Origin of the sequence: Buchananella hordeovulneris (genome assembly GCF_001907235.1) — a bacterium.
Classification (GTDB): domain Bacteria; phylum Actinomycetota; class Actinomycetes; order Actinomycetales; family Actinomycetaceae; genus Buchananella; species Buchananella hordeovulneris.
The window spans coordinates 1-21740 of record NZ_MQVS01000007.1 but is presented as its reverse complement, the minus strand read 5'-3'; the positions used below and the strand labels follow the sequence as shown (position 1 = coordinate 21740).

Annotated in this window: 18 protein-coding genes and 1 riboswitch; of the genes, 3 read left to right on the top strand and 15 right to left on the bottom strand. The window is 68.4% G+C overall.

The window, feature by feature from the left end; all coding sequences use genetic code 11:
- Position 1 precedes the first annotated feature (1 nt).
- Together BSZ40_RS07305 and BSZ40_RS07300 are read left to right on the top strand one after the other, a co-directional pair.
- Positions 2 to 430, top strand: a complete 429-nt coding sequence (locus BSZ40_RS07305) for a cupin domain-containing protein (protein ID WP_073824720.1) — start codon at positions 2 to 4, stop codon at positions 428 to 430.
- A gap of 373 nt (positions 431 to 803) precedes the next feature.
- On the top strand, positions 804 to 2111 hold the full coding sequence (locus BSZ40_RS07300) for a DUF4921 family protein (protein ID WP_073824717.1): 1308 nt from the start codon (positions 804 to 806) through the stop codon (positions 2109 to 2111).
- A gap of 44 nt (positions 2112 to 2155) precedes the next feature.
- On the opposite strand, the gene BSZ40_RS07295 is transcribed toward BSZ40_RS07300, so the two are convergent.
- The 15 genes from BSZ40_RS07295 to BSZ40_RS07225 all read right to left on the bottom strand — a co-directional run bounded on the left by BSZ40_RS07295 (position 2156) and on the right by BSZ40_RS07225 (position 18957).
- Positions 2156 to 3805: a dipeptide ABC transporter ATP-binding protein gene (locus BSZ40_RS07295; RefSeq protein WP_073824714.1), complete on the bottom strand. Its 1650-nt coding sequence runs from the start codon at positions 3803 to 3805 to the stop codon at positions 2156 to 2158.
- Positions 3802 to 5472: an ABC transporter substrate-binding protein gene (locus BSZ40_RS07290; protein ID WP_073824711.1), complete on the bottom strand. Its 1671-nt coding sequence runs from the start codon at positions 5470 to 5472 to the stop codon at positions 3802 to 3804. Before BSZ40_RS07290 ends, BSZ40_RS07295 begins: the two co-directional genes overlap by 4 nt.
- A gap of 19 nt (positions 5473 to 5491) precedes the next feature.
- Entirely contained in the window at positions 5492 to 6493 is a 1002-nt protein-coding gene (locus tag BSZ40_RS07285) for an ABC transporter permease (protein ID WP_073824709.1), read from the bottom strand.
- Positions 6490 to 7365 (bottom strand): ABC transporter permease, encoded by an 876-nt coding sequence (locus BSZ40_RS07280; protein ID WP_245793956.1) that lies wholly within the window; start codon positions 7363 to 7365, stop codon positions 6490 to 6492. The genes BSZ40_RS07285 and BSZ40_RS07280 overlap by 4 nt, the downstream gene beginning before the upstream one ends.
- Positions 7366 to 7486: 121 nt before the next feature.
- Positions 7487 to 8257: a glutathione S-transferase family protein gene (locus BSZ40_RS07275; RefSeq protein ID WP_073824705.1), complete on the bottom strand. Its 771-nt coding sequence runs from the start codon at positions 8255 to 8257 to the stop codon at positions 7487 to 7489.
- Between the two features lie 80 nt (positions 8258 to 8337).
- Entirely contained in the window at positions 8338 to 9078 is a 741-nt protein-coding gene (locus BSZ40_RS07270; RefSeq protein ID WP_073824702.1) for an ABC transporter ATP-binding protein, read from the bottom strand.
- The gene (locus BSZ40_RS07265; protein ID WP_222842757.1) at positions 9072 to 10715 is read right to left on the bottom strand and encodes an ABC transporter permease; all 1644 of its coding nucleotides are present in this window, start codon (positions 10713 to 10715) and stop codon (positions 9072 to 9074) included. The genes BSZ40_RS07270 and BSZ40_RS07265 overlap by 7 nt, the downstream gene beginning before the upstream one ends.
- Positions 10716 to 10720: 5 nt before the next feature.
- Positions 10721 to 11782: a thiamine ABC transporter substrate-binding protein gene (locus tag BSZ40_RS07260; RefSeq protein WP_073824698.1), complete on the bottom strand. Its 1062-nt coding sequence runs from the start codon at positions 11780 to 11782 to the stop codon at positions 10721 to 10723.
- A 24-nt stretch (positions 11783 to 11806) separates the two neighbouring features.
- Positions 11807 to 11915, bottom strand: a riboswitch (TPP riboswitch).
- A 76-nt stretch (positions 11916 to 11991) separates the two neighbouring features.
- Positions 11992 to 12243 (bottom strand): DUF4235 domain-containing protein, encoded by a 252-nt coding sequence (locus BSZ40_RS07255; RefSeq protein WP_073824697.1) that lies wholly within the window; start codon positions 12241 to 12243, stop codon positions 11992 to 11994.
- Complete coding sequence (gene mnhG, locus BSZ40_RS07250) at positions 12240 to 12641, bottom strand: monovalent cation/H(+) antiporter subunit G (RefSeq protein ID WP_073824694.1); 402 nt, start codon at positions 12639 to 12641, stop codon at positions 12240 to 12242. The genes BSZ40_RS07255 and mnhG overlap by 4 nt, the downstream gene beginning before the upstream one ends.
- Positions 12638 to 13165, bottom strand: coding sequence for an MrpF/PhaF family protein (locus BSZ40_RS07245; protein WP_073824693.1), 528 nt, complete (start codon positions 13163 to 13165; stop codon positions 12638 to 12640). Before BSZ40_RS07245 ends, mnhG begins: the two co-directional genes overlap by 4 nt.
- On the bottom strand, positions 13162 to 13776 hold the full coding sequence (locus BSZ40_RS07240; RefSeq protein ID WP_084542703.1) for a Na+/H+ antiporter subunit E: 615 nt from the start codon (positions 13774 to 13776) through the stop codon (positions 13162 to 13164). The genes BSZ40_RS07245 and BSZ40_RS07240 overlap by 4 nt, the downstream gene beginning before the upstream one ends.
- Entirely contained in the window at positions 13773 to 15407 is a 1635-nt protein-coding gene (locus tag BSZ40_RS07235) for a Na+/H+ antiporter subunit D (protein WP_073824690.1), read from the bottom strand. The genes BSZ40_RS07240 and BSZ40_RS07235 overlap by 4 nt, the downstream gene beginning before the upstream one ends.
- Complete coding sequence (locus BSZ40_RS07230; RefSeq protein WP_073824689.1) at positions 15404 to 15943, bottom strand: Na(+)/H(+) antiporter subunit C; 540 nt, start codon at positions 15941 to 15943, stop codon at positions 15404 to 15406. Before BSZ40_RS07230 ends, BSZ40_RS07235 begins: the two co-directional genes overlap by 4 nt.
- Complete coding sequence (locus BSZ40_RS07225) at positions 15940 to 18957, bottom strand: Na+/H+ antiporter subunit A (protein WP_073824686.1); 3018 nt, start codon at positions 18955 to 18957, stop codon at positions 15940 to 15942. The genes BSZ40_RS07230 and BSZ40_RS07225 overlap by 4 nt, the downstream gene beginning before the upstream one ends.
- A gap of 153 nt (positions 18958 to 19110) precedes the next feature.
- Between BSZ40_RS07225 and BSZ40_RS07220 the strand changes: the two genes are divergently transcribed.
- A complete protein-coding gene (locus tag BSZ40_RS07220) occupies positions 19111 to 21429 on the top strand; it encodes a (Fe-S)-binding protein (protein ID WP_073824684.1) in 2319 nt (772 codons plus the stop codon).
- The last annotated feature ends 311 nt before the right edge of the window (positions 21430 to 21740 follow it).

The following is a 21740-nucleotide window of genomic DNA, read 5'->3' as shown; positions in this document are numbered from 1 at the left end:
CATGGCCATCTCGCACGAAGAGGACTTCGGCGGCAAGCCGTACGTGATCGACCTGGAGGACGTCACCGAGAAGAACGACAAGTTCCGGCGCACGCTGTGGACTGGCAGCCACCTGCAGCTGACGGTCATGTCCATCCCGGTTGGCGGAGACATCGGCCTGGAAGCCCACGAGGACGTTGACCAGTTCATCCGCATCGAGGGCGGCAAGGGCAAGTGCGTCATGGGCGAGTCCGCGGAGTCGCTGACTTTTGAGCAGGAAGTGGCGGACGACGACGCGATCTTGGTGCCCGCCGGCCTGTGGCACAACATCGTCAACACCGGTGATGAGCCGCTGCAGCTGTACACCGTCTACGGGCCCGCCGACCACAAGCCCGGCACGGTGCACGACACCCAGGAGGACGCCGAGAACGACCCAGACGAGCAGCACTGAGCTTCCCGTCTTTAGTGGGCCCGCAGTTAGCGACTGCGGGCCCACTTTTGTGTCAGGAGAGAGCCTGGGAGTACCTCCTCAGGTGCGGGCACCTGCGGGGAGCGCCGCCTCGAGCGCCCCAAAACCCGCCGCGCACTCCAGTTGTCACCTCTCCGGTGTTATCTCGGCTCTACCCGAGATCGCCCCGGAGAGGTGACAACTGGAGTAGGGGCGGACGACGGCGGGGGCGGACGACGGTGGGGGCGGGCGGGGGCGGACGACGGCGGGGGCAGACGGGAGCGGGCGCCGGGTGGCCGGGCGGGGATGGGACCCGGGGCGGGGCGCCTCCGCCCAGGACCAGCACCGACACGGGCGGCGTGGCAGACTCTTGCCTATGGCTGGATTAGTCCCTGAGCCGCTGACCGTCATGGCCGACGGCACCGTCAAGCAGTTGAACCCGTTTTCCGGCACCGAGGTGTGGACGGTCCCCGGCCGCGCGCACCGCCCGCTCGGCCAGCCCCCCGCGCAAGCGGCCCCCCTCCGGTCCGACGCTCACACCATGACCTGCGCGTTTTGCCCTGGTCGGCTCGCCGAGACGCCCCCGGAGAAGGCCCGCATCACTGCCGGGGAGTTGTTGCACCATCCGTCCCCGACCCAGGCGCTGGACCCAGGCGCCGACTTCCGGCGTATCCCGAACCTGTTCGAGATCGTCTCGTTCGACTATTGGCGCCGCAACTACGACTATGACCTCTCCCCGGCCGCCGCGCACCGTTTGGCCGAGTGGGCCGCGGACCCGCTAGGGCGGCGCAGAATTGCAGACCTCACGCGGGCCCGCACCCGCGCCTCCCACACCGATGCGGAATGGGAGGCGCTGTCTGAAGCGGAGCGCCTGGATTTCGCGCGCGGCTTCTTTGGGGGCTGTCACGACGTCATCGTGGCCCGCCGCCATTTCGTGGACGGAGCTGAGACCGACAGCGAGTTGGCGTCGGCGGGGTGCCTGACCCCCGCCGAGCACGCCGACTACATCACCCTGACGATCGACGCACTGCGCGACATTTACGCCACCAACCGCTACGTGCGCTACGTGCAGGTTTTCCAGAACTGGCTGGCACCGGCGGGCGCCAGTTTCGACCATTTGCATAAGCAGCTGGTGGGCATTGACGAACGGGGCGCCAGCGCCGAGGAGGAAATTCGGCGGGTGAGCGCCGAGCCCAACATGTATAACGATTGGGCCATCAACTATGCCCACCGCCGCAATCTGGTGGTGGCCGCCAACGAGCACGCGGTCGCGTTTGCTGGTTTCGGCCATCGTTTTCCGTCCCTGGAGGTGTACTCCCGTGCGCGTGCCACCTTCCCGTGGGAGCACTCGCCCGCCCAGCGCCGCGGCATGTCGGACTTGCTGCACGCCTTGCATGCGGCGGCCGGGGCGCACCTGCCGTGCAACGAGGAGTGGCACCATCAACCGCCGGACGCGATCACGCCGATGCCGTGGCGCATCGTCATTAAGTGGCGGGTGTCCACATTGGCGGGCTTCGAGGGCGGCACCAAGATCTACACGAACACGATTGATCCGTGGGCGTTGCGGGATCGGGTGACGGCCCACCTCCGCGATTTGCGCGCTGCTGACCGTCTGGCACCCGGCATCGCGATAGCGGAGGAATGCGTAATTCCGGTCAATCCGCTGCGCTACAACGCCCGCTAGGGCGGGCTCCCCTCACGGGGCGGAAGCCGGACGCATAACGCCCGCTAGGGCAGGGTGGGAACCGCGGCGAGGAGCTGGCGGGTGTAGGGATGTTGGGGCGCCCCCAGCACCTCGGCGGCGGCTCCTTGTTCGACTATTTCGCCGTCCCGCATCACGACGATGTCGGTGGCAAGTTTTTCAATTACCGCCAGGTCGTGGCTGATGATGAGCATGGCGAAGCCGTGGGTGGCTTGCAGGCGGCGCAGGGTGGCGATGATGCTGGCTTGCGCGGTGACGTCGAGGGCGGAGGTGGGTTCGTCCGCGACGACGAGCCGCGGCGAAAGCAGCAAGGCCCGCGCGGTGGCCACGCGTTGCCGCTGGCCGCCAGACAGCTCGTGTGGGTAGCGCGCGAGAAACGTCTCGGCTAGCCCCACTTCGGTGAGCGCCGCCGCTAGTCGCTCGCGTCGCTGCGCAGCGGTCAGCTGGGTGTGGATGCGCAGTGGCAGGGCCAGGTTTTCGGCGATGGTGTGGCGCGGGTTGAGGGCCGAGGCCGGGTCTTGGCCGATGATGCCGATGGCGCGTCCGAGGTGGGCGCGGCGGGCGCGCCCGGAGGCGGGGTCACGTCCCTCCACCCGCACCTGGCCACTGGTGGGGCGGAGGAAGCCGGTGACGAGGTGGGCGAGGGTGGATTTGCCGGAACCGGATTCGCCGACGACGCCGAGCACCTGGCCCGGGGCCAGGCGGAGGTTTACCCCTGTGAGGGCCTGGACGGGCCGCTGCCCGGCGGGCCGGTAGGTGACGGTGGCCTGGTCGATGGTCACGAGCGCGTTTGAGGACTGGGCCGCGTCGCCTGGCTCGTTGGGTGCGGCGGCGGGCTGGTCGCCAGCGGAGGGGGCGCCACTTCCCGCCCCGCCCCCGGCGCGCTCCAACCGGGGGACGGCCGCGATGAGCGCCTGCGTGCGGGGGTGGGTGGGGCGGGTGAGGATTTGCTGCACGGGCCCGCGTTCAACGAGCTGTCCGTTGTCCATGACGGCGACACTGTGCGCGGTTTGGGCCACCACCCCGAGATCGTGGGTGATGAGGAGCACGGCCATGCCCTGCTCGGCCAGTTCGGTCAGTAGCCGCAGGATGCCGGCTTGCACGGTGACGTCGAGGGCGGTGGTGGGCTCGTCAGCGATGAGGATCTCTGGCTGCCCGGCGAGAGCGAGGGCGATGGCGACGCGCTGAGCCTGGCCGCCGGACAGTTCGTGCGGCCGGGCGGCCAGGATGCGGTCGACTTGGCCGTCCGCGCCGAGCCCTACCCGCGCCAGCAGGGCGCGGGCCGCGGCGGTGGTGGCGGCCCGCTCGCGCCACTTGGGGCGCCGCAGGGCCAGGCGCAGGTGGGTGTATACCGACAGGTAGGGCGAGAGCGACCGCACGGGGTCCTGGAAGACGGCGGCGATGCGGCGCCCGCGAATGTCGCGCCAGTGGTCGGCGGGGCCGGTCAGGAGGTTGCCTGCCTGCCCGGCGAGCGTGACCGTGCCGGAGACCTGCGCGCCGGGGGCGGTAAGCCCGAGCAGCGCGAGTGCACTGACGGTCTTGCCGGAGCCGGATTCGCCGACGAGGGCGAGCACTTCGCCAGCGTGCAGGTCCAGGTCTAGCCCTTGGGCTCCCTTCCCGGAGCTGGCGAAGGTGACGGTGAGGTCGGTGGCCCTTAGCAGCGGCTCGGCACTCACGGGGTTTGTCCGCTCAGGCCGACGACGAGGTAGTTCTGGTACGCGGGGAAGGGCTCGACGACAACCCCGGCGACCCCGGGGCCAGCCACGAAGGAGTTGCGGGCGTAGAAGAGGGGCACGCTGGGGGCATCAGCGGCGATCTGTTGGTCGATGGCGGCCCATTTTTCCCCGGCTGCTGCCGGGTCGATGGTGCCCACAGCGTCGGCGATGGCCTGGTCGACTGCCGGGTTGGCGTAGCGGGAGACGTTGTACCCGCCCGCCCCTATCTGGCTGGACTCGTACAGGGGGTAGAGGTTGGCGTAGGGCGAGGGGTAGTCGGCGTTCCACGATTGCAAGGTGAGGTCGTAGCTGCTGCCGTCCCCCTGGGTGGTGCGCTCGGTGAACGTGCCGGTCTCCACGGGGTCGATCTGGACGGTGATGCCGACGCGGGCCAGGCTCTGCGCGACAGCCTCCGCAATGGCGACGGAGTCGGAGTCGCTGCGCACCAGGAAGCGCAGGGTGAGGTTGCTGACGCCCGCTTCGGCCAGCAAGGCTTTGGCCTTTTCAGGGTCGCCCGCCGGGTTGGTGGCGTAGAGGTTGTATTCGACCCGCCCGGGGATTCCCGGGGTGATGTAGGTGGTGGCGGGGCTGCCGCCGAGTTCCCCACCGGCGGCGAGCACGACGGCGTTCTTGTCGATGGCGTAGTTCAGGGCCTGGCGTACGCGCACGTCCGGCACGGTCTGGGTGTTGATGGCCAGGTACTGCAGGGGCCCGGGGTCGGAGGTGTGCACGAGGGCCTGCGCGCCGGGGTCGGAGGCGAGACGGGCGAGCTGGGAGGCGGGGACGCGGGCGGCCCCAAAGAGGTGCGGGTCGCTGCCTTGGAGGATGCGTTGGGCGGCGGTGGTGGGGTCCTGCCCGAGCTGGAAGACGATTTCGTCGGGCAGGGCGGTGCGCACCGGGTCGGTGGCCGGGTCCCAGGCCGGGTTACGGGTCAGTGTCAGGGAGATGCCCGGTTGGGCTTCCTTGATCTGGTAGGGCCCGGAGGCCACGGCCTTGACGGAGTAGTTCTCAATGTCTTCGCTAGCGGCGGGCACGGGGGCGAAGGCGGGGGTGGCGGCGATCCACGGGAAGTCGGCGAACGGCTGCTTTAGTTGGAAGACGATGGTCTTGTCGTCTGGGGTCTGGATGGAGTCCAAGTGGGCGCCTTCGAAGGGGCCGGGGTAGTTGTCGCCGCCGACGAGGAGGGCCTTGTGGTAGGTCAGCCCACCGGAGAGGGCGGGGGCAAAGCTGCGTTCGAGCCCGTACTTGATGTCGGCGCTGGTGATGGGGGTGCCGTCGGCGAACTTGAGGCCGTCTTTGAGGGTGAAGGTCCAGGTTTTGCCGTCGTCGCTGGGCGTGCCGGTGTCGGTGGCTAGGTCGGGGACGACGGTGGGGGCGGCCCCGGGTTGAATGTCCCAGGTGGTGAGGCGGCGGTGTACCAACGCCAGGGAGGTGATGGCCAGGGATTGGCTCTTGGCCGGATCGTAGTTCTGCTCGGTGGACGAGGTCAGGATGGTCAGGGTGCCGCCGCTGGTGGGCGTGGCGGCGGGACCGGTGGACTCGGCGGCGGACGACGAGCCGCCGCCGCAGCTGGCCAGTAGCAGGGTGAGGCCGCTCAGGGCGGCGGTGAGGCGGAGGGCGCGTTTCATGCGGATCCTTTCTGCGGGCCTACCGGTACAGGCGGCGGGGGTCGATGGCGTGGGCCAGGGTGTCGGCCAGCGCGTTGGCGAGCAGCACGAACGCGGCGGCCAACAGGGTCAGGGCGACGATGATGGGCAGGTCGGTGACGTCGACTGCTTCGATGAGCAGCGAACCGATGCCGTTGAGGGAGAAGACCTTTTCGGTGATGACGGCCCCGCCGAGGAGGGCCCCGAGGTCGAGGGCGGTCAGGGTTATGACGGGGACCGCGACTCCGGGCAGGGTGAAGTGGGTGAGGATGGTGCGCTCGGATAGGCCGAGCGCTCGGGCGGTGCGCACGTGGTCGGTGCGGTCCTGTTCTAGCACGGTGGAGCGCACGAGGCGGGCGTAGATGGCGGCGTTGAGGAGGGCCAGTATTACCCACGGGGTGATGAGATGCTGGAACCAGCCGACGGGGTCGGTGCTGAAGGGCACGTAGCCAGCCACGGGAATGACGCCGAGGCCGAAGCCGAGGATGGCCAGGGCCAGCAGCCCCAGCAGGTAGGAGGGGGTGGAGACGCCAAGCACGGTGCCGCCCAGCAGCACCCGGTCGAGGAGGGTGCCGCGGCGGCGGGCGGAGAGGACGCCCACCCCCACACCGATGAGGAGCCACAGCACCATGGCGCCGAGGGCCAGGGAGAAGGTGGCGGGCAGTCGCGCGAGGACGAGGTCGGTGACGGGGGCACCGAGGCGCACGGAATACCCGAGGCAGGGGGCGGAGCAGTGGATGGCGCCTGCTCCCTCTCCGAACGTGCGTCCGGCGAAGATGCCGACGAGGTACTGCCAGGCCTGGGTGTACCAGGGTTGGTCGTAGCCGAGGAAGGTGCGGGCGGTGGCCAGGCGCTGCGGGGTGCAGGGGCGGCCACACGCGAGCAGGGCGGGGTCGGCGGGCCACAGGGTGAACACGGCGAAGGTCGCGAAGGTGACGATGAGCAGTACCGCGAGGGCACCGAGAAGGGGACGCAGGCTGGTGAGCAAGCGAGCGGGGTTCATGCGGCCACCTCCGTCGGGTCGAGAGCGTCACGGAGGGTGTCGCCGAGCAGGTTGAAGGCCAGCGTGAGGCTCACCAGGGCGAGACCGGGGCCCAGGAGGTACCACGGGTCGGTGGAGATCCAGTCGACGGCCTGTTTGATGGAGCGCCCCCAGGAGGGGGTGGGGGGTCGCAGGCCAACGCCGAGGAACGACAAGGCGGCCTCGGCCCCGATTTTGCCGGGCACCGACATGGTGGCGAACACGATGAGGGTGGCTGACAGCTGGGGCAGCACCTGGGTGGCCAGGACGCGCGGGCGGGAGGCCCCCATCGCTTCCGCGGTACGGACGAAGGTGGCGGTGCGTACCCGGATGGTCAATGCCCGCACGACGCGGGCGATGGTGGCCCAGCCGAACAGGCCGAGGATGAGGATCATCACCAGGGGCCGGTTGGTTTCGGGAGGCAGGATGGCAGCGATGGCGATCATGAAGATGAGGGACGGGAAGGCGAGCAGCACGTCGATCAGACGGCTGAGGACGGTGTCCGTCAGGCCGCCGAAGTACCCGGCGGCGATGCCGACGAGGGCCCCGAGGGCGACGGCAACTAGCGTGGAGCCGATCCCGATGGCGAGGGAGGCGCGGGCCCCGTAGACGGTGATGGCCAACAGGTCACGGCCGGTGCCTGGTTCGACCCCGAGCGGGTGCTGGAGGCTCATGCCACCGGCGGGGCCCAGGGGCAGCCCGCGTGGGTCGAGCAGCTCAGCGTGGTAGGTGTGGGGGTCCAGTCCCGTAAAGGGGGCCAGCAACGCCAGGGCGGCCAGGAGGACAATGATGAGGACGCTGGCGCAGGCCCAGCGGTCGCGGCGCAGGGCCTGCCACAGGCGCGATGCGCCCACGCGGGGGCTGGTGGTCTGGAGCACGGGGAACCTCTCAACGAGCGAGGTTCACAGATTAACTATTTAGTTCATCGGTAAACAACTTCCGGCGCCGTGCGATAGTTCACAGCTCGACTCCGTCTCAGCGAGTGACGTGCACCCGCAGCCCCGGCAACGCCGCCTCCTCCTCGGGCACCAACCAGTCAGGCTGCATCATCAAACCGTGCACGTAGGCGCGCAGATTATCCAGTGAGAGATCCTGCGGCCGGCTGCCGACCGGCAGCTTTTCGTCACCGAGACCAAAATAAGTCGTTAATGCCGAGAACAGCACAACATCGGCCAACGTATTTTCCCCAAAACGCACCAGTTCCGCAATTACCGCATCGAACTTATCGTTCATCTGAATTAAAGTCTGTGTTAACTCCGCGGCCGCTGCCTGCCGCTCGGCGGGGTCGGTGGCGTGTATCGCCCGCCCGAAGGGCTTAGTCAGGCTCTCGTCCGTGCCGTGCCAAAACTCGGCCACCCCGCAGGCCACGTGCGGTAGCAACAGCGGTGCCCCCGGTGCGTGGAACGCCTCCATCGTGCGAATCAGCCACCACAAGATACCCGCCGACTCGACCTGCACGAGCCGCGCGGTCGCCAGATCCGCCACCGCCGGCACAGTGGCCCGCCCGGAGAACTCGGGGTCACGCGCGTAGAGGTCACGCAGCAGCGTCACCTCGCCCAATGCCGCAGGCAGCCCTTGCGCAAACTCCCATCCGTGCTCGCCCCGGCCCGACGCGTAGGTGATGCCCACCGCGTCCGCCAGGCCCAGCAGTCGCCGCGTGATAGTTACGCGCCGACACCAAGGGCAAGATCCCGCCACTAACAGGTGGAACCGTTTAGCCGCCGGCGGCAGTTTTACTTGCGTCATTGCTGTCCTCTTTTCGTTGCCACCCTTCCCAATTTAGCGAACGAATTAGCTAGCCGTGGCGAAACGGTCGCCCCAATTCGCTATTGCGGTAGCCCAGCTGCCAAGAACTGCGCCACTTCTGGACTGCCCGGCCGCTGCAGCAGCTCCTGCGGGGGGGCCAAGCGCACCAACTTGCCCGCGAGCAGCACCCCAACTTGGTCCGCCACCGCGAACGCCTCGGCATGGTCATGGGTGACATAGACGGCCCCGATGCCCGCGTCGTGCACCAGCCGCTGCAGCTGCCCCGCCAGCCGCCGCCGCAGCACCAGGTCGAGGGAGGCCAATGGCTCGTCAAGCAGCAACAGCCGCGGCTGGGCCGCCAACGCACGCGCCAGCGCCACCCGCTGCGCCTGGCCGCCCGACAGGGTCGTCACCGCCCGCCGCTGCGTGCCCGGCAAGCCCACCAGCTCCAACAATTCGGCCACCCGCGCCGCCTTGGCGGTCCGCGACAGCCCCTTCCCGGCCAACGGATAGGAGACATTGCCCGCCACGTTGCGGTGGGGGAAAAGCTGCCCGTCCTGGAACATGAGGGCAAAGCCACGCCGGTGCACCGGGGTGGCGGCAATGGACTGCCCGTCCCACAGCAGCTGCCCCCCAGCCAACGGCTCCAGGCCCGCAATCGCCCGTAGCAAGGTGGATTTGCCGGACCCAGACGGCCCCAACAAGGCCACGATCTGACCGTTGACCCGCAAATCCACCCCCTGCACGGCCAGCAGTTCCCCGTAGCGGACCTGCACGTCCAGCGCCTGCAGCCCGCGCGCAGCGTCCTTACCACTCACCATGCTTCCTCCGTCTCCCGCGGTCGCGCTCGCTCCGCCACCAGCATGAGTGCCGCCGTCACCAGCGCCAACACGACCGAGGCCGCCACCACCATCCCCTGGCTGGCGGCGGTCGGCTTGCCAAGCAGCCGGTAGATCATCACCGGCAAGGTGGGGGCGTCCGGCCGGGCCAGAAAAGCTGTGGCCCCGAACTCGCCCAGGCAGACCGCCAGCGCGAAACCTGTCGCCAGCGGCAGCGCCCGCGCCAAAACGGGCCCCTCGATGGTCCACAACACTCGGCCGGGCCCGGCACCCAGGGCCGCCGCGGCCTGCAGACGCCGGGCGGGAATGGCCCGCAGCGAGGGCAGCAGGGTGCGGACCACGAGCGGGATAGCGACGATAGCCTGCGCTAGCGGCACCAGAATCTGGGAGCTGCGCAGGTCAAATGGGGGGCGGTTGAGGGCCAATAAGAAACCAAACCCGACCGTGACGGCCGAGACTCCCAGCGGCAGCATGAAGGCGGCGTCCAGGCTCGCAAGCAACACCCGCCCCGGGCGACGCGTAGGTCGTCGCGACAGCACCAACGCCACCAGCACGCCCAGGGCGACGGCCAGCGTGGCCGCCAGGGCGGCGGAGCGCACCGAGTTGCTGATTGCCTCCCCGATGGTGACCCGCAGGCCCGTCTGCCCGCTCCACAGCTCGCGATAGTTCGCCCACGTCCACTGGCCGCGCCGCTGGCAGGAGCGGATCACCAGCTGGAGCAAGGGCGCGGCGAGCCCCGCCATGGTCAGCGCGGTCACGGTCAACGCGGGCCAATCCCCCCAGGTGGGGCGCCGTCGCAGGCCGCCCCCGCCCGCCAGGCCGCCGCGCCGGGCCCGGGCGCGGGCGCTGACCCACAGGGCGGCGGCCACCACCACTAACTGCAGCAGCGACAGCACCGCCGCCGCCCGCAAGTCGAACAGTTGGGTGGCCTGATAGAAAATCTCGGTCTCCAGCGTGCCCGCCCCGCGACCCCCCAGGATGAGCACCACCCCGAAAGCCGTGGCACAAAACAGAAAAACGACGGCCGCCCCCGCCGCGATGGCAGGCATCAAACTCGGCAGGGTGACAGTAAGGAAGACCCGGCTCGGGCTCGCCCCCAGCGCGGCAGCGGCCTGCGCGGGGCGCGGATCGAGGCCTACCCACGCCGCCCCGACGGTGCGCACCAGCAGCGGATAGTTGAAAAACACCATGGCTGCCACCACCGCCGCGAAGGTGCCATCCAACTCCCAGGCGGCCAGCGGCCCGTTGAACAGGAGGCGGAACGCCACCCCGACGACGACGCTTGGCAACACGAACGGCACCGCCAACAGGCCGCGGGCCACCGCCTGGCCGGCAAACCGCAACCGGTAGAAAACGAATGCGCCCGGTATCCCCAACAGGATGGTCACCGCAGTGGCCACCGCCGCCTGGGTGAGGGTCAGCTGCACGACCCGCCACACCCGCGCCCGGGTGAGTACCTCCCACACGGCCGCCGGATCAAAGGCTCCGCCGGTGGTTAATCCGCGCTGCACCAGGGCGGCCACCGGCCAGAGGAAAAATACCGTGAGCACGGCCAGGGGCAGGAGGGCGGCCAGCAGCCAGGCTGCCCGCCACGCCCTCCGTTCCCAGACCGCACGCACCGGCCTCACTTAGCCACGGCCTCGCTCCACTTGGTGATCCAGTCAGCCCGGTGGGCGTCGATCTGCTCCGGGTCCACCGTTATCGGGTGAGGCGAGAGCGGACCAAACTTGGCCAGTTTCTCCGGTAGGACAGCGTCCTGGCGCACCGGGTACATGTAGATGACGTCCGGGAGGACCTCCTGCACCTCTTTACTGAGCAGGAACTCAAGGAAGGCCTTGGCACCCTCCGGTTCCTTGGCGCCGGTCAGCACCCCGGCGTACTCCACCTGCCGGAAGCAGGTGTCGGGCAGGTTGACGACGGTGGTGGCGGTGGCGTCGTCATTCACGAAATAGGAGGGGCTGGAGGCGTAGGACACCATCAACGGGTACTTACCTTTGCCCTCACCGGCGGAAAAGTCCGCACCGAAGGCCTCGCTCCAGCCGTCGGAGACCCGCAGGCCGCCGTCGGCAAGCTGCCGCCAAAAGTCGGTGAACTTCTCCTCCCCGAAGTGGCCGACGGTGGCCAGCATGAACGCCAAGCCCGGCGAGGAAGTGGCCGGGTTGAGGGCCACCAGCAGGCCGCGGTACTCGGGCTTGGTCAGGTCGGCGAAGGTCTGCGGCACCGCCAACCCCTGGGCGTCAAACCAAGCCTTGTCGGCGTTGACGCACACGTCCCCCATATCGATGGGGGTCAGCTCCGAACGGCCCGCCACCTGGTAGTCGGCCACCCCGGCGGGCAGCTCCAGCTCCACGGGTGCCACCACGCCCTCCTGCAGGGCACGCGAAGCAAAAGTGTTGTCCACGCCGTAGACGGCGTCCCCCAACGGGGCATCCTTGGTCAGTGCCAGCTTGTTAACCAGCTCGCCGCCATCCCCACTCGGCACCAGTTGCAGCCGGTAGCCGCTGGACTGCTCGAACTTGGTGATGAGCTCGGCGGGCAACTCGAAGGAGTTGTGGGTCAAGACCACCACCTCCTTGTCAGCGCCCCCAGCCGCAGCGTCGCCCGCGGTAGGCGCGGGCTGCCCGCCAGCGCAGGCCGCCAACAGACTCGCCGCACAGGCGCTGGCCAATAAACGTGAAATACGCATTTTGTTCCTTCACAGTCGGAAGGGGCGCTAGAGAACTCGACTCCCTTCGCCGGTATTACCCGGAGCAGGTTCGAGGGTCTGCCCTGTGGCACTCTCAGCTCAGCCAGTTGGCTGTGCTCCCCTGTCGTGCCGCCCAGTCTACCGGGCGGGCGGCAGCTGGTCGCGCGCAGCAAAATGGCCGGGCGCGCGCCCGGCCAGTGCGGCCACACTCAGGCCGAATGCTTGGGAACCTCACCCAGCCACTTGGCGGTCTGGCGCGAAGCCGTGCGCTGGAACAGCGTCAGCACCACCCCAGAAACGGCCGCAAACACCAGCAGTTCGCCCAAGTCAACATCCTGCGTCTCGTCAAAGGGTGCCTCATGACCGGTAACTGCCCGCCAGCCCTTCTTCAACACGAAGTTCGCTGCCATGCCGGCCGCCGTCGCCGCCAAGCCGCTGGCAATCTTAGCCCCAATGTTCATTTGTCCTCCTCGGTTTCTGGCGCGAGCTTACCAAGCGCGCTAGGCGGCTGGGCCTCCAATATTTTGATCAAATCGTGGGTCAGTTCGTCGACGCTTAGGTCCTGCCGAGGGATACGTCCCGTGCGGTAACCGGCCCGGGCCACCATATGGGCCGACACGGGCGCCGTCAGCACCGTCAGCAACACCACCAGCAACAGCATCCAGTGCAGCCCGGAGCTACGCATCGTCAGCGCCAAACCGATGCACAGCAACAGCAGGCCGCTGACCTGCGCCTTGGTGGCCGCGTGCATGCGGGACAGCAAGTCGTTTAACCGCACCAGCCCCAACGCGGCAACCAGCACCAAACAGGTGCCCCCCAAAATCAGCAGGGCCCCGAGCAGGTCGAGGAAGTACTTCACGCCTCCTCCTTTCGCAGCGGGGTATCTTCGTCGTCCAGATCCACGCCCTCCAGGTCGTCGACCTTCCGCGACTCGCGCGGCTCCGGCAGCGCGCCCGCCTGCCAGCCTCGCTCGGCCGCCCCAACCGTGGGGGTATCCTCCGGGGCCTCAGCGGCGGCGTCCGCACGCGCCGCCCGCTCGGCCTGCAAGGCGGCGGCTTCCGCCTCCTCCCGGGCCGCGTCCAGCCGCTGTGCCTCCTCCACCGTCAGCACCCGGGCGTCCTCGTCGCGCTCCCGGGCCACAAAACGTGCGATGTAGGTCGACGACATGAAGCTGATGATGGCCAGCACCACCAGCAAGACCACCAGATCCGTGCGGCCGGTCAGGCTCGCGGTCACCGCCAGCGCCCCGATGACGACGGCGGCAAAGACGTCGAGTCCGATGGCCCGGTCCAGCATTGAGGGGCCGCGCTCAATGCGGACAATCACCAGGAGCGCCGCCACGGCCAAAACCAGCGCCGCCGCGCAGTAGATCGCCGTGATCATGCCGACTCCTTTCCGCGCCACGGTGCCCACCACACCGGCGGGCTCACGCCGGCGGCCGCCAGCTCAGCCTGCGAACCCAACGCCCGCAAGATGCGTTCTTCCTGGGCCAGCACCGCCTGGCGCACCGCGCCCACCCCGCCTGCTTGCTCAATGTCGAGCACGTGCAGGTAGACCAAAGACTGGCGGCGGTAGGCCTGAATGACGACGCTGCCGGGCACGAGCGTCGTCATGCCCGCCACCATCGTCAAAAACAGGTCGGAATCGCAAGCCAGTTGCACCCGCACTATGGCGTTGAGCGGCTGACGGCCCCGCACCACCGCACCGGCAACCTGGACGGTCGCCACCGCCATGTCCCACAGGAAACGCACCACCAGCCAGACAAGGGCGGTGATCCGCATGTGGCTGCCCAGCCCGGTCCGCGGCAGCGGCAGCACCACCTGGACGGCGAGCGCCAAGGCCAGGCCCGCCAGCAAGTTCACGAGGGAGAAGTCGGAGTAGAGCAGTGGCCACAGCAGCGTCAACCAGATCGTCGACGTCAAGGTGACGCGGCGGCGCCACTTCCAGGCCCGGCGGTGGGCCCGCACGGAGAGACGTTCGTCAGGGCTAGTCACTTGTCACCTCCCACCGAGGGGGTGGGGCTCGGGTCACCGAAGGTCACGGGTGGGGCGGGGGTGTTCTTGACCAAGCGGTCCTCCTCCACCTGCGGTAGCTCGTCCTTGGTGCCCTCGTTCTGGCTAGTGCCGCTGCCCCGCTCGCCGTCCGGTAGCACCGCCTGAATGTACGGGCTGCGCTGCAGCAACGCGGTCGCGGTGCCGGTGGCGTAACCCATGAGGGGACCAGCCACCACGGTCAGCAGCAGCGAGACGGCCACGATACCGGTGGCGGCGGCCGACATGATCCGCGGGGTGCGTGGGGCCCGGTAATCCTGCGGCGCTTCCTGCCAGAAAGCCATGTTCCACACCCGCAGCATCGCCAGCAGGGTCAGGAGGGACGACAACAGGGCGACGGCGATCATCGCGTAGTCCCAGCCACTGGCCCGCGTCGCGGAAGCCGACAACAGCCCCAGTTTGCCGACAAAACCGCTAAATGGTGGAATCCCCGCCAGGTTCAGGGCCGGCACCAGGAAAAGGATGGCCAGCAGCGGGGCCTTTTTGGCCAGGCTCCCCAGCTCCCGCAGGTCGGTGTAGCCGCCCTTGCGCTCCATGATGCCGGCAATGAGGAATAGGGCGGTCTGCACCGTAATGTGGTGGGCGACGTAAAAGATGGCCGCTGCCAGGCTGGCGCGGCTGGCCACCGCCACCCCCCAAATCATGAAGCCGATATGCGACACCAGGGTGTAGGACAGCAAGCGTTTGAGATCGTCCTGCGCCACCGCCCCCAAAATGCCCACCAGCATCGTCGCCATGCCCAACACGATCAGCACCGTGTCGAGCTGCCCGGACGGGAACAGCAACACCTGAGTCCGTATGATGGCGTACACCCCCACCTTGGTCAGCAGGCCCGCAAAGACGGCGGTGACCGGAGCCGGCGCGATCGGGTAAGAGTCGGGCAGCCACGCCGACAACGGGAAGACGGCGGCTTTCAACCCGAAAGCCGTCAGCAGCAGCACCTGCAAGAGCAGCGCCACGCCCGGATCGATCTCCGGCAGCCGCTGGGCCAACTGCGCCATGTTGACAGTGCCAGTGGCGGCGTACACCAGCGCCAGGGCCGTGAGGAACAACACCGACCCGAGCAGGGAGACCACGATATAGACCGTGCCGGACCGGATCCGCGAGCGGGTGCCGCCCAGCGAAATCAGCACGAACGACGCCACCAGCAAAATCTCAAAACCGACGTACAGGTTGAACAAGTCCCCGGTGAGAAACGCGTTCGACACGCCCGCGCTCAGGAGCAAAAAGGTGGGGTGGAAGATCGCCACCGGGGCGCGCTTAGCGCCGTCAGCCAACCCCTGACCGATGGCGTAAATCAACACCCCGAGCGTCACCGCCACCGAGACGACGAGCATCAACACGCTCAAGCGGTCGGCCACCAGCGTGATGCCGACCGGCGCCGCCCAGCCACCAATATCAAGCACCAGTGGGCCTTGCCCCACCGCGAACAGCATGGTCACAGCCGAAACCAGTGACGCCGTCAAGGCGGCCACCGAGATGACCTGCTGCAGCCGCGGCAAGTGCGACAAGGCCAGCACCAGCCCCGCGCTGAGCAACGGTATGAGCACCGGCAACGGCACAATCCAAGTCACGCCTGCTCCTCCCCGTCACCCGTCTGGCGGCCAAACATTTGCGAGACCGTCAACATGGTCGGCGTGTCCTCCACCGCCGCCTGCTCCACCGCCACTGGGTCGACGGCGGGTTCGTCGTCCGTCTCGTCCCGCACCTCCGCGGCAATCGCACAGTGGCTTTCCTCCCGGAACACCCGGGCTGCCAGCCGTGCCACCCGGCGGTCTTCGACGTCGTTGACCACTTCGTCGTCCCCCGCCACCTGGGCAGCTCGCAGCGCCAAAGCCAACAGGAAGGCGGTCATTCCCAGCGTGATGACGATGGCGGTCAGCACCATCGCCTGCGGCAACGGATCCGACATCGTCTCGATCTCTGCGGTGCCCAGCAGCGGCGGGTTACCGGCCGCGCCGCCCGCCACCAGGAACAACACGTTGACCCCGTTAGACAAGATCGCCAAACCAATGATGATGCGTGTCAAAGTGCGTTCCAGGACCATGTAGATCCCGACGCTGACCAGCACCCCCGCCAGTAGCAACAGCACCAAAGAAATCCCGGTCATTGGCGGGCCTCCCGTCGCTGGCGCACATTGTCGATGTCGAGCGCGTCATCCGGACCGGCAGTGGCGGGGGCAATCTCCGGGGCCTGCATGCCCGCCAACTCGGCCTGCCGGTCAGCCTCCGCCCCCAAGGACCGCAACAAGTCCAAAACCAGGCCGATCACCAACAAATAGACCCCGATATCCAGCAAGAGCGCCGTGGCCACGTGCATCTGCCCCAGCGGGCCGAGCGAAATATGGAAGATCGCCGACTGCAGCACCGTGCCACCGAACGCTAATGGCAATGCGCCGGCCAGGGCGGCCGTGAACAGGCCGCTGCCCAGCAGCAGCCCCGGGTTGACCGGCAACGCCTCCCCCAGCTCGTAGCGGCCCCCCGCCACGTATCGTAAAGCCAACGCGATCCCAAAGACGATACCCCCGGCGAAACCGCCCCCCGGTCCGTTGTGTCCCGCAAACAGCAGCCACAACGACAGCACCACAAACGTGTGGAAAACCAGGCGCGTGGTGACTTCCAAAATCACCGAGCGGCGGTACGGGCTGAGCGTGGCCGAACCCCGCAACCAGGTTTGCCGCCCCGGCAACGCCGACGACGCCCCAGCCGGTCCGGACAACTCCAACAAAGTTGCCGCCCGCAGGATCGCCTGCCCATCGGTGCCCAGCGGCACGTGCCAGACCCCGCCCGGCGCGGTTTGCACCCGATCCACCCGATCGATCGTGCCCGACCGGGAACGAATGAACACCAGCGACGCCACCCCGGTGGCCGCGGCCAACAGCACCGACAGTTCACCCACCGTGTCCCACGCCCGGATATCAACCAGCGTCACGTTCACGATGTTGCGGCCATAGCCGAACGTGTAGGCCTCCTGCGGGAAGTCGACACTCACCGGCTCCGCCACCCGGGCCCCGGCCGCCATCGCGGCCGCCACCACCACCGTGGCTCCCACCGCCACAGCCAAAGCCAGCCGCCACCGGCGCGAGGCGGCCAACGGCCGATCCGAGAAATAGGGCGGCATGCGCCGCACCGCCAACACGAACACCACGAGCGTGACCGACTCGGCCAGCAGCTGAGTGATCGCCAAATCCGGGGCCCCGTAGGACTCGTACAGCAGCACCATGCCGAAACCCGACACGGACGCCAACAGCACCGCCTTCAAACGCCGCCGCGCCCGCGCCGCGAGCACCGCGCCCGTCGCCGTCACCACGGCCGCCCCGACCTCCAGCCACGAATTTGTGAGCACGACGCTGGCAGGCAACACCCCGCGGGTCAGCGCCACCCCGCCGACCCCGAGCACCACCACCACCAAGATCACCATCAAGTCCCAGGCCAGCGAACCGCGCTGCACCACCGCGGTGGTGGCCCGCGCCACCCGCTGCACCCCCCGGATCAGGTGGCGGTAAACGTCGTCCGCCTCCACGCGTCCGGTCACCTGCGCCACCGTCAGCTGTCCGCGCGAGACCACGCCCCGCACCACAAAGAGCACGATCCCCGCCAGCAAAATGCCGAGCGTGAGGTAGAGCGCCGCACCGAACCCCCCAAAGAGCGTCAAGTGCCCGGCCTGCCCCGGCACGCTGGCCGCATACGGTGCCACCACCGTCTCAAAGGCCCCCGGTAGCAGCCCCACCAGCAGGCCAAAACCCGCCAAGATCAACGGCACGGCCCCGATCTGGCGCGTCGGCCGGTCCACCACCGTCGCCACCAAGTCTGGCTTCGCAGCGAAAGCCCCCCACACAAAACGCAACGTGTACGCCACCGTCAGCACACTGCCCGCGACCACGCCGCCCAGCGCCAGCAGAGCCAACGCCCCCTGACCGTGTACCAACGCCTCCAGTGCCGCCTCCTTCGCCACATACCCCGCGAAGGGCGCCACACCCGCCATCGAAGCTGCCGCCAAGCCCCCGGCCAGCGCCAACCCCGGCCGCGTGCGTCCCAAGCCGGACAGCTGCCGCAAATCCCGGCACCCCACCGCCCAGTCGATCGCCCCCACCGTCAAAAACAGCGACGACTTAAACAACGAATGCGCAATCAGCATCGCCAAACCGGCCAACGCCACCGCCCGCGCCCCGAAGCCCACCAGCACCATCAAGAAACCCAGTTGGGAAACAGTGCCGTAAGCCAACACCAGCTTCAGGTCATACTGGCGCAGCGACCGGTAACCACCAATCAGCATGGTCACCACCCCAATGACCACCACCAACCAGCGCCACACCGGAAAAGCAGCCAGCCCCGGCGTAAAACGCGCCACCAGGTAAACCCCTGCCTTCACCATCGCCGACGAATGCAGGTAGGCCGACACCGGGGTCGGCGCCGCCATCGCTGCCGGCAACCAGAAATGGAACGGCACCAACGCCGACTTTGACAACGCCCCCAGCAGCACCAACACCAGCGCCGTGTTGGTCGCCGCCGACGGCCCCAACTGCCCGGACGCGAAATTGGACACGAGTGTCGACAACGAGAAAGACCCGCCCGGCGCCACGCCCAGCATGGTCAACCCACCCAGCATCGCCAACCCGCCGAAAGTGGTGACAATGATGGCTTCCCCTGCCGCCCGCCGCGAAGTCGCCCGGTCGAAATAGTGACCGATCAGCAGGTAGGAGAAAACGGTGGTGCCCTCCCACATCACGTACAAGGCGATGGTGTTATCGACCGTGACCAGCCCCAACATGGCGCCCGCAAACCCCAAGAATACCGCCGCAAAACGCCCCAAACCCGAGGCCTTGGCAGAGAAGTAGACCGCGCAATACAGCAGCACCAGGGCCCCCACCCCGGACACAATAAGGGCCATCACCCAAGACAGCGGATCCAGCCGCGTGGAAATCTCCACCCCCAACTCGGGGATCCACATGAAACCTTGCCGCGGTGGGCGGCCCGCCAGCACCGCCCCGCCCTGCCACAGGACGTACCCCGCCGACACCCCCGGCACCGCCGCCAACCCTACGAACGCTCGTCGCCCAAACCGAGAGAGCAAAAAAGGCGCGACAACTGCGGCCAGCGCGTGCAAGGCCAGCAGATACAGCATGCAGACTCCCATCCGCTAAGCGAACGTCGGGGCAGGGAGACAAGTTTAGCAACGAGTACTTACCCTAACCGGGTGGGCTTTTCCCCGGCCTGCCGCCCGCCAGGTAGATTGACTAACTGCTAGCCACCCCCGTCGTCGTTCTCGGAGCCTTAGTTGACCCCCCTTGCCGCCATCGCGCTCGCCATCTCGCTAGCTGCCACGATTGCGGGCGTCAGCTGTTTCACCTACGGCGTCGTGCGCCTCAGCAAGCGGCTGCGCCTCGGGCAGGGCGCCCAGGAACGGCTGCGTCCCGTCGGCAAACGGACCTGGGGGCTCCTGCGCGAGGCTCTCTCCCACCGGGCCTTCAAATCCCGCCCCGTGGTGCGGGTCGCCCACTGGTTCGTCATGCTGTCCTTCCCGGTGCTGGTGTTGACGCTGGTGGCTGCCTACTTCCAACTCGGCGATCCCCACTTCGAGCTGCCCGGCCTCGGCCGCTTCGCCCCCTTCACCTGGCTAGTGGAGATCTTCGCCTGGGGCGGCCTGTTCGGCATCAGCGCCCTCATGCTCGTGCGCACCCGCGCCCGCCGCCACAGCCAAACCGACAGCCCCACTCGCTTCCGTCTGTCCCGCTTTGCGGGTTCCACCAGTTGGCACGCCCGCTACGTCGAGTGGACCATTTTGGCGGTGGTGGGCTGCGTGCTGGCCCTGCGGGCCCTGGAGTGGGCGTTGGCCGGGGGCAGCGGCCACGAAAACAAGTGGCTCTTCCCCCTGACTTGGTTCGTCGGGCAGCCCCTAGTGGGCACCTCCGCCGCGCAGCTGCGCACCGCCATCATCCTGGTGGCCCTGGGCAAAATCCTGGTGTCCAACGCGTGGTTCATCGTCGTGGGCCTCTCCCCCGCGATGGGGGTGGCCTGGCACCGTTTCCTCGCCCTGCCCAACCTGTACGCGCGCCGCGAAGCCGACGGCGGCAAGGCGCTGGGGGCCGCCGCCGAGCTGCGCGTCGACGGACAGGCCGTCACCGCCGAGACCCTCGACGACCTCCCAGACGACGCCCCCCTCGGCGTCGGCACCATCACCGACTTCACTTGGAAAGGTCTCCTCGACTTCAGCACCTGCACCGAATGCGGGCGTTGTCAGGAACTGTGCCCCGCCTGGAACACCGGCAAACCCCTGTCCCCCAAGCTCTTCACCTTGGCGCTGCGCGACCATCACCACGCCGTCGCCCCCTTCCTGCAGGCGGCCGCTGACGCGACTGGCGCCACGCCCGCGGCGGCGGACGGCGGGCAAGCGGAAGAGGCCACCGCCGGGGCGGGCGGCGGGCCGGAGGTGGTCCATAGTGGCGACGTGCTCGGAGCCCTGCTCGCGGCAGGCGCAACCGGGCAGGCCCCCGGGCAGCCGGGGCCCCTGATCGACAATGTCATCCCCGCCGACGTGCTGTGGAGCTGCACTCAATGTGGGGCCTGCGTCGACCAATGCCCGGTGGACATTGAGCACGTCGACCACATCCTCAACCTGCGGCGACACCAGGTGCTGATGGCCTCGGCCTTCCCCAGCGAACTGGGCAAGGTCTTCCGCGGGTTGGAAACCAAGGGCAACCCGTGGAATGCCGCCGCCCGCAAGCGCCTGGACTGGGCCAAGGGCCTCGCATTCGAAGTTCCCGTGCTCGGCGTCGACATCGAAGACGCCACAGAGGTGGACTACGTGCTGTGGGTTGGCTGCGCCGGGGCCTTCGACGATCGCGCCAAGCGCACCACTGCGGCGATCGCGGAGCTGCTGCACACCGCGGGCGTGTCGTTCGCGGTGCTGGGCGACGGGGAGTCGTGCACGGGCGACCCGGCGCGGCGCGCAGGCAACGAGGTTTTGTTCCAGATGCTGGCGGCCGCCAATATCGAGGCCCTCAACGAGGCCCGCGCCCAGCGGATCATCGTCTCGTGCGCGCACTGCTTCAACACGATCGCGCGCGAGTATCCGGCACTCGGCGGCCGCTACGAGACGCTGCATCACACCCAGGTCTTGAACGCCCTAGTGCGCGATGGACGCCTCCGTCCCGTGGCGCCCCCCGCAGACCAGCGGCGCGACGTGACCTTCCACGATCCCTGCTTCCTCGGCCGCCATAACCAGATATATACCCCGCCGCGGGAACTGCTGGGGGCAGCAGTCGGGGGCGAGCAGGTCGTGGAGATGCCGCGCACCCAAGAGCGCGCCATGTGCTGTGGTGGTGGCGGGGCCCGCGTCTGGATGGAAGAGAAGCTCGGGGTGTCCATCGGGGCAACCCGGGCGGCCGAAGCCATCAGCACCGGGGCCGAGGTCATCGCCACGGCGTGCCCGTTCTGTACCACCATGCTCTCTGATGGGGCCGCTAAGGCGGCCAGTGCCGCGGATGGTGCGCCGGGAACCGCGCCGCAGGTCAAGGACGTGGCGGTACTCATGCTGGAGGCCGTGCGGCGTGGCCAGCCCGCCGCGCCAGACGCCGACCAGGCCCCGAGCGACTAGGCGGCGCGCCCGGGCGCGCCGGGCCAGCCACGCCCCAGGACCTGCCCTGCCCTCCTCCAGACCCAACCTCCCTGCCGCCCTACTCCAGTTGTCACCACCCCGGTCCCATCTCGGCCCCACCCGAGATAACCCCGCCCTGGTGACAACTGGAAACACACACCCGCCCACAGCCGCCCCAAAGTCGGCCCTCGTCTCCAACCCACCCCCGGCCGAGCCGCTTCGAACCCACCCTCCCCACTCCGAACAGCCCCGCATCCTGCCGCCCTACTCCAGTTGTCACCACCCCGGTCCCATCTCGGCCCCACCCGAGA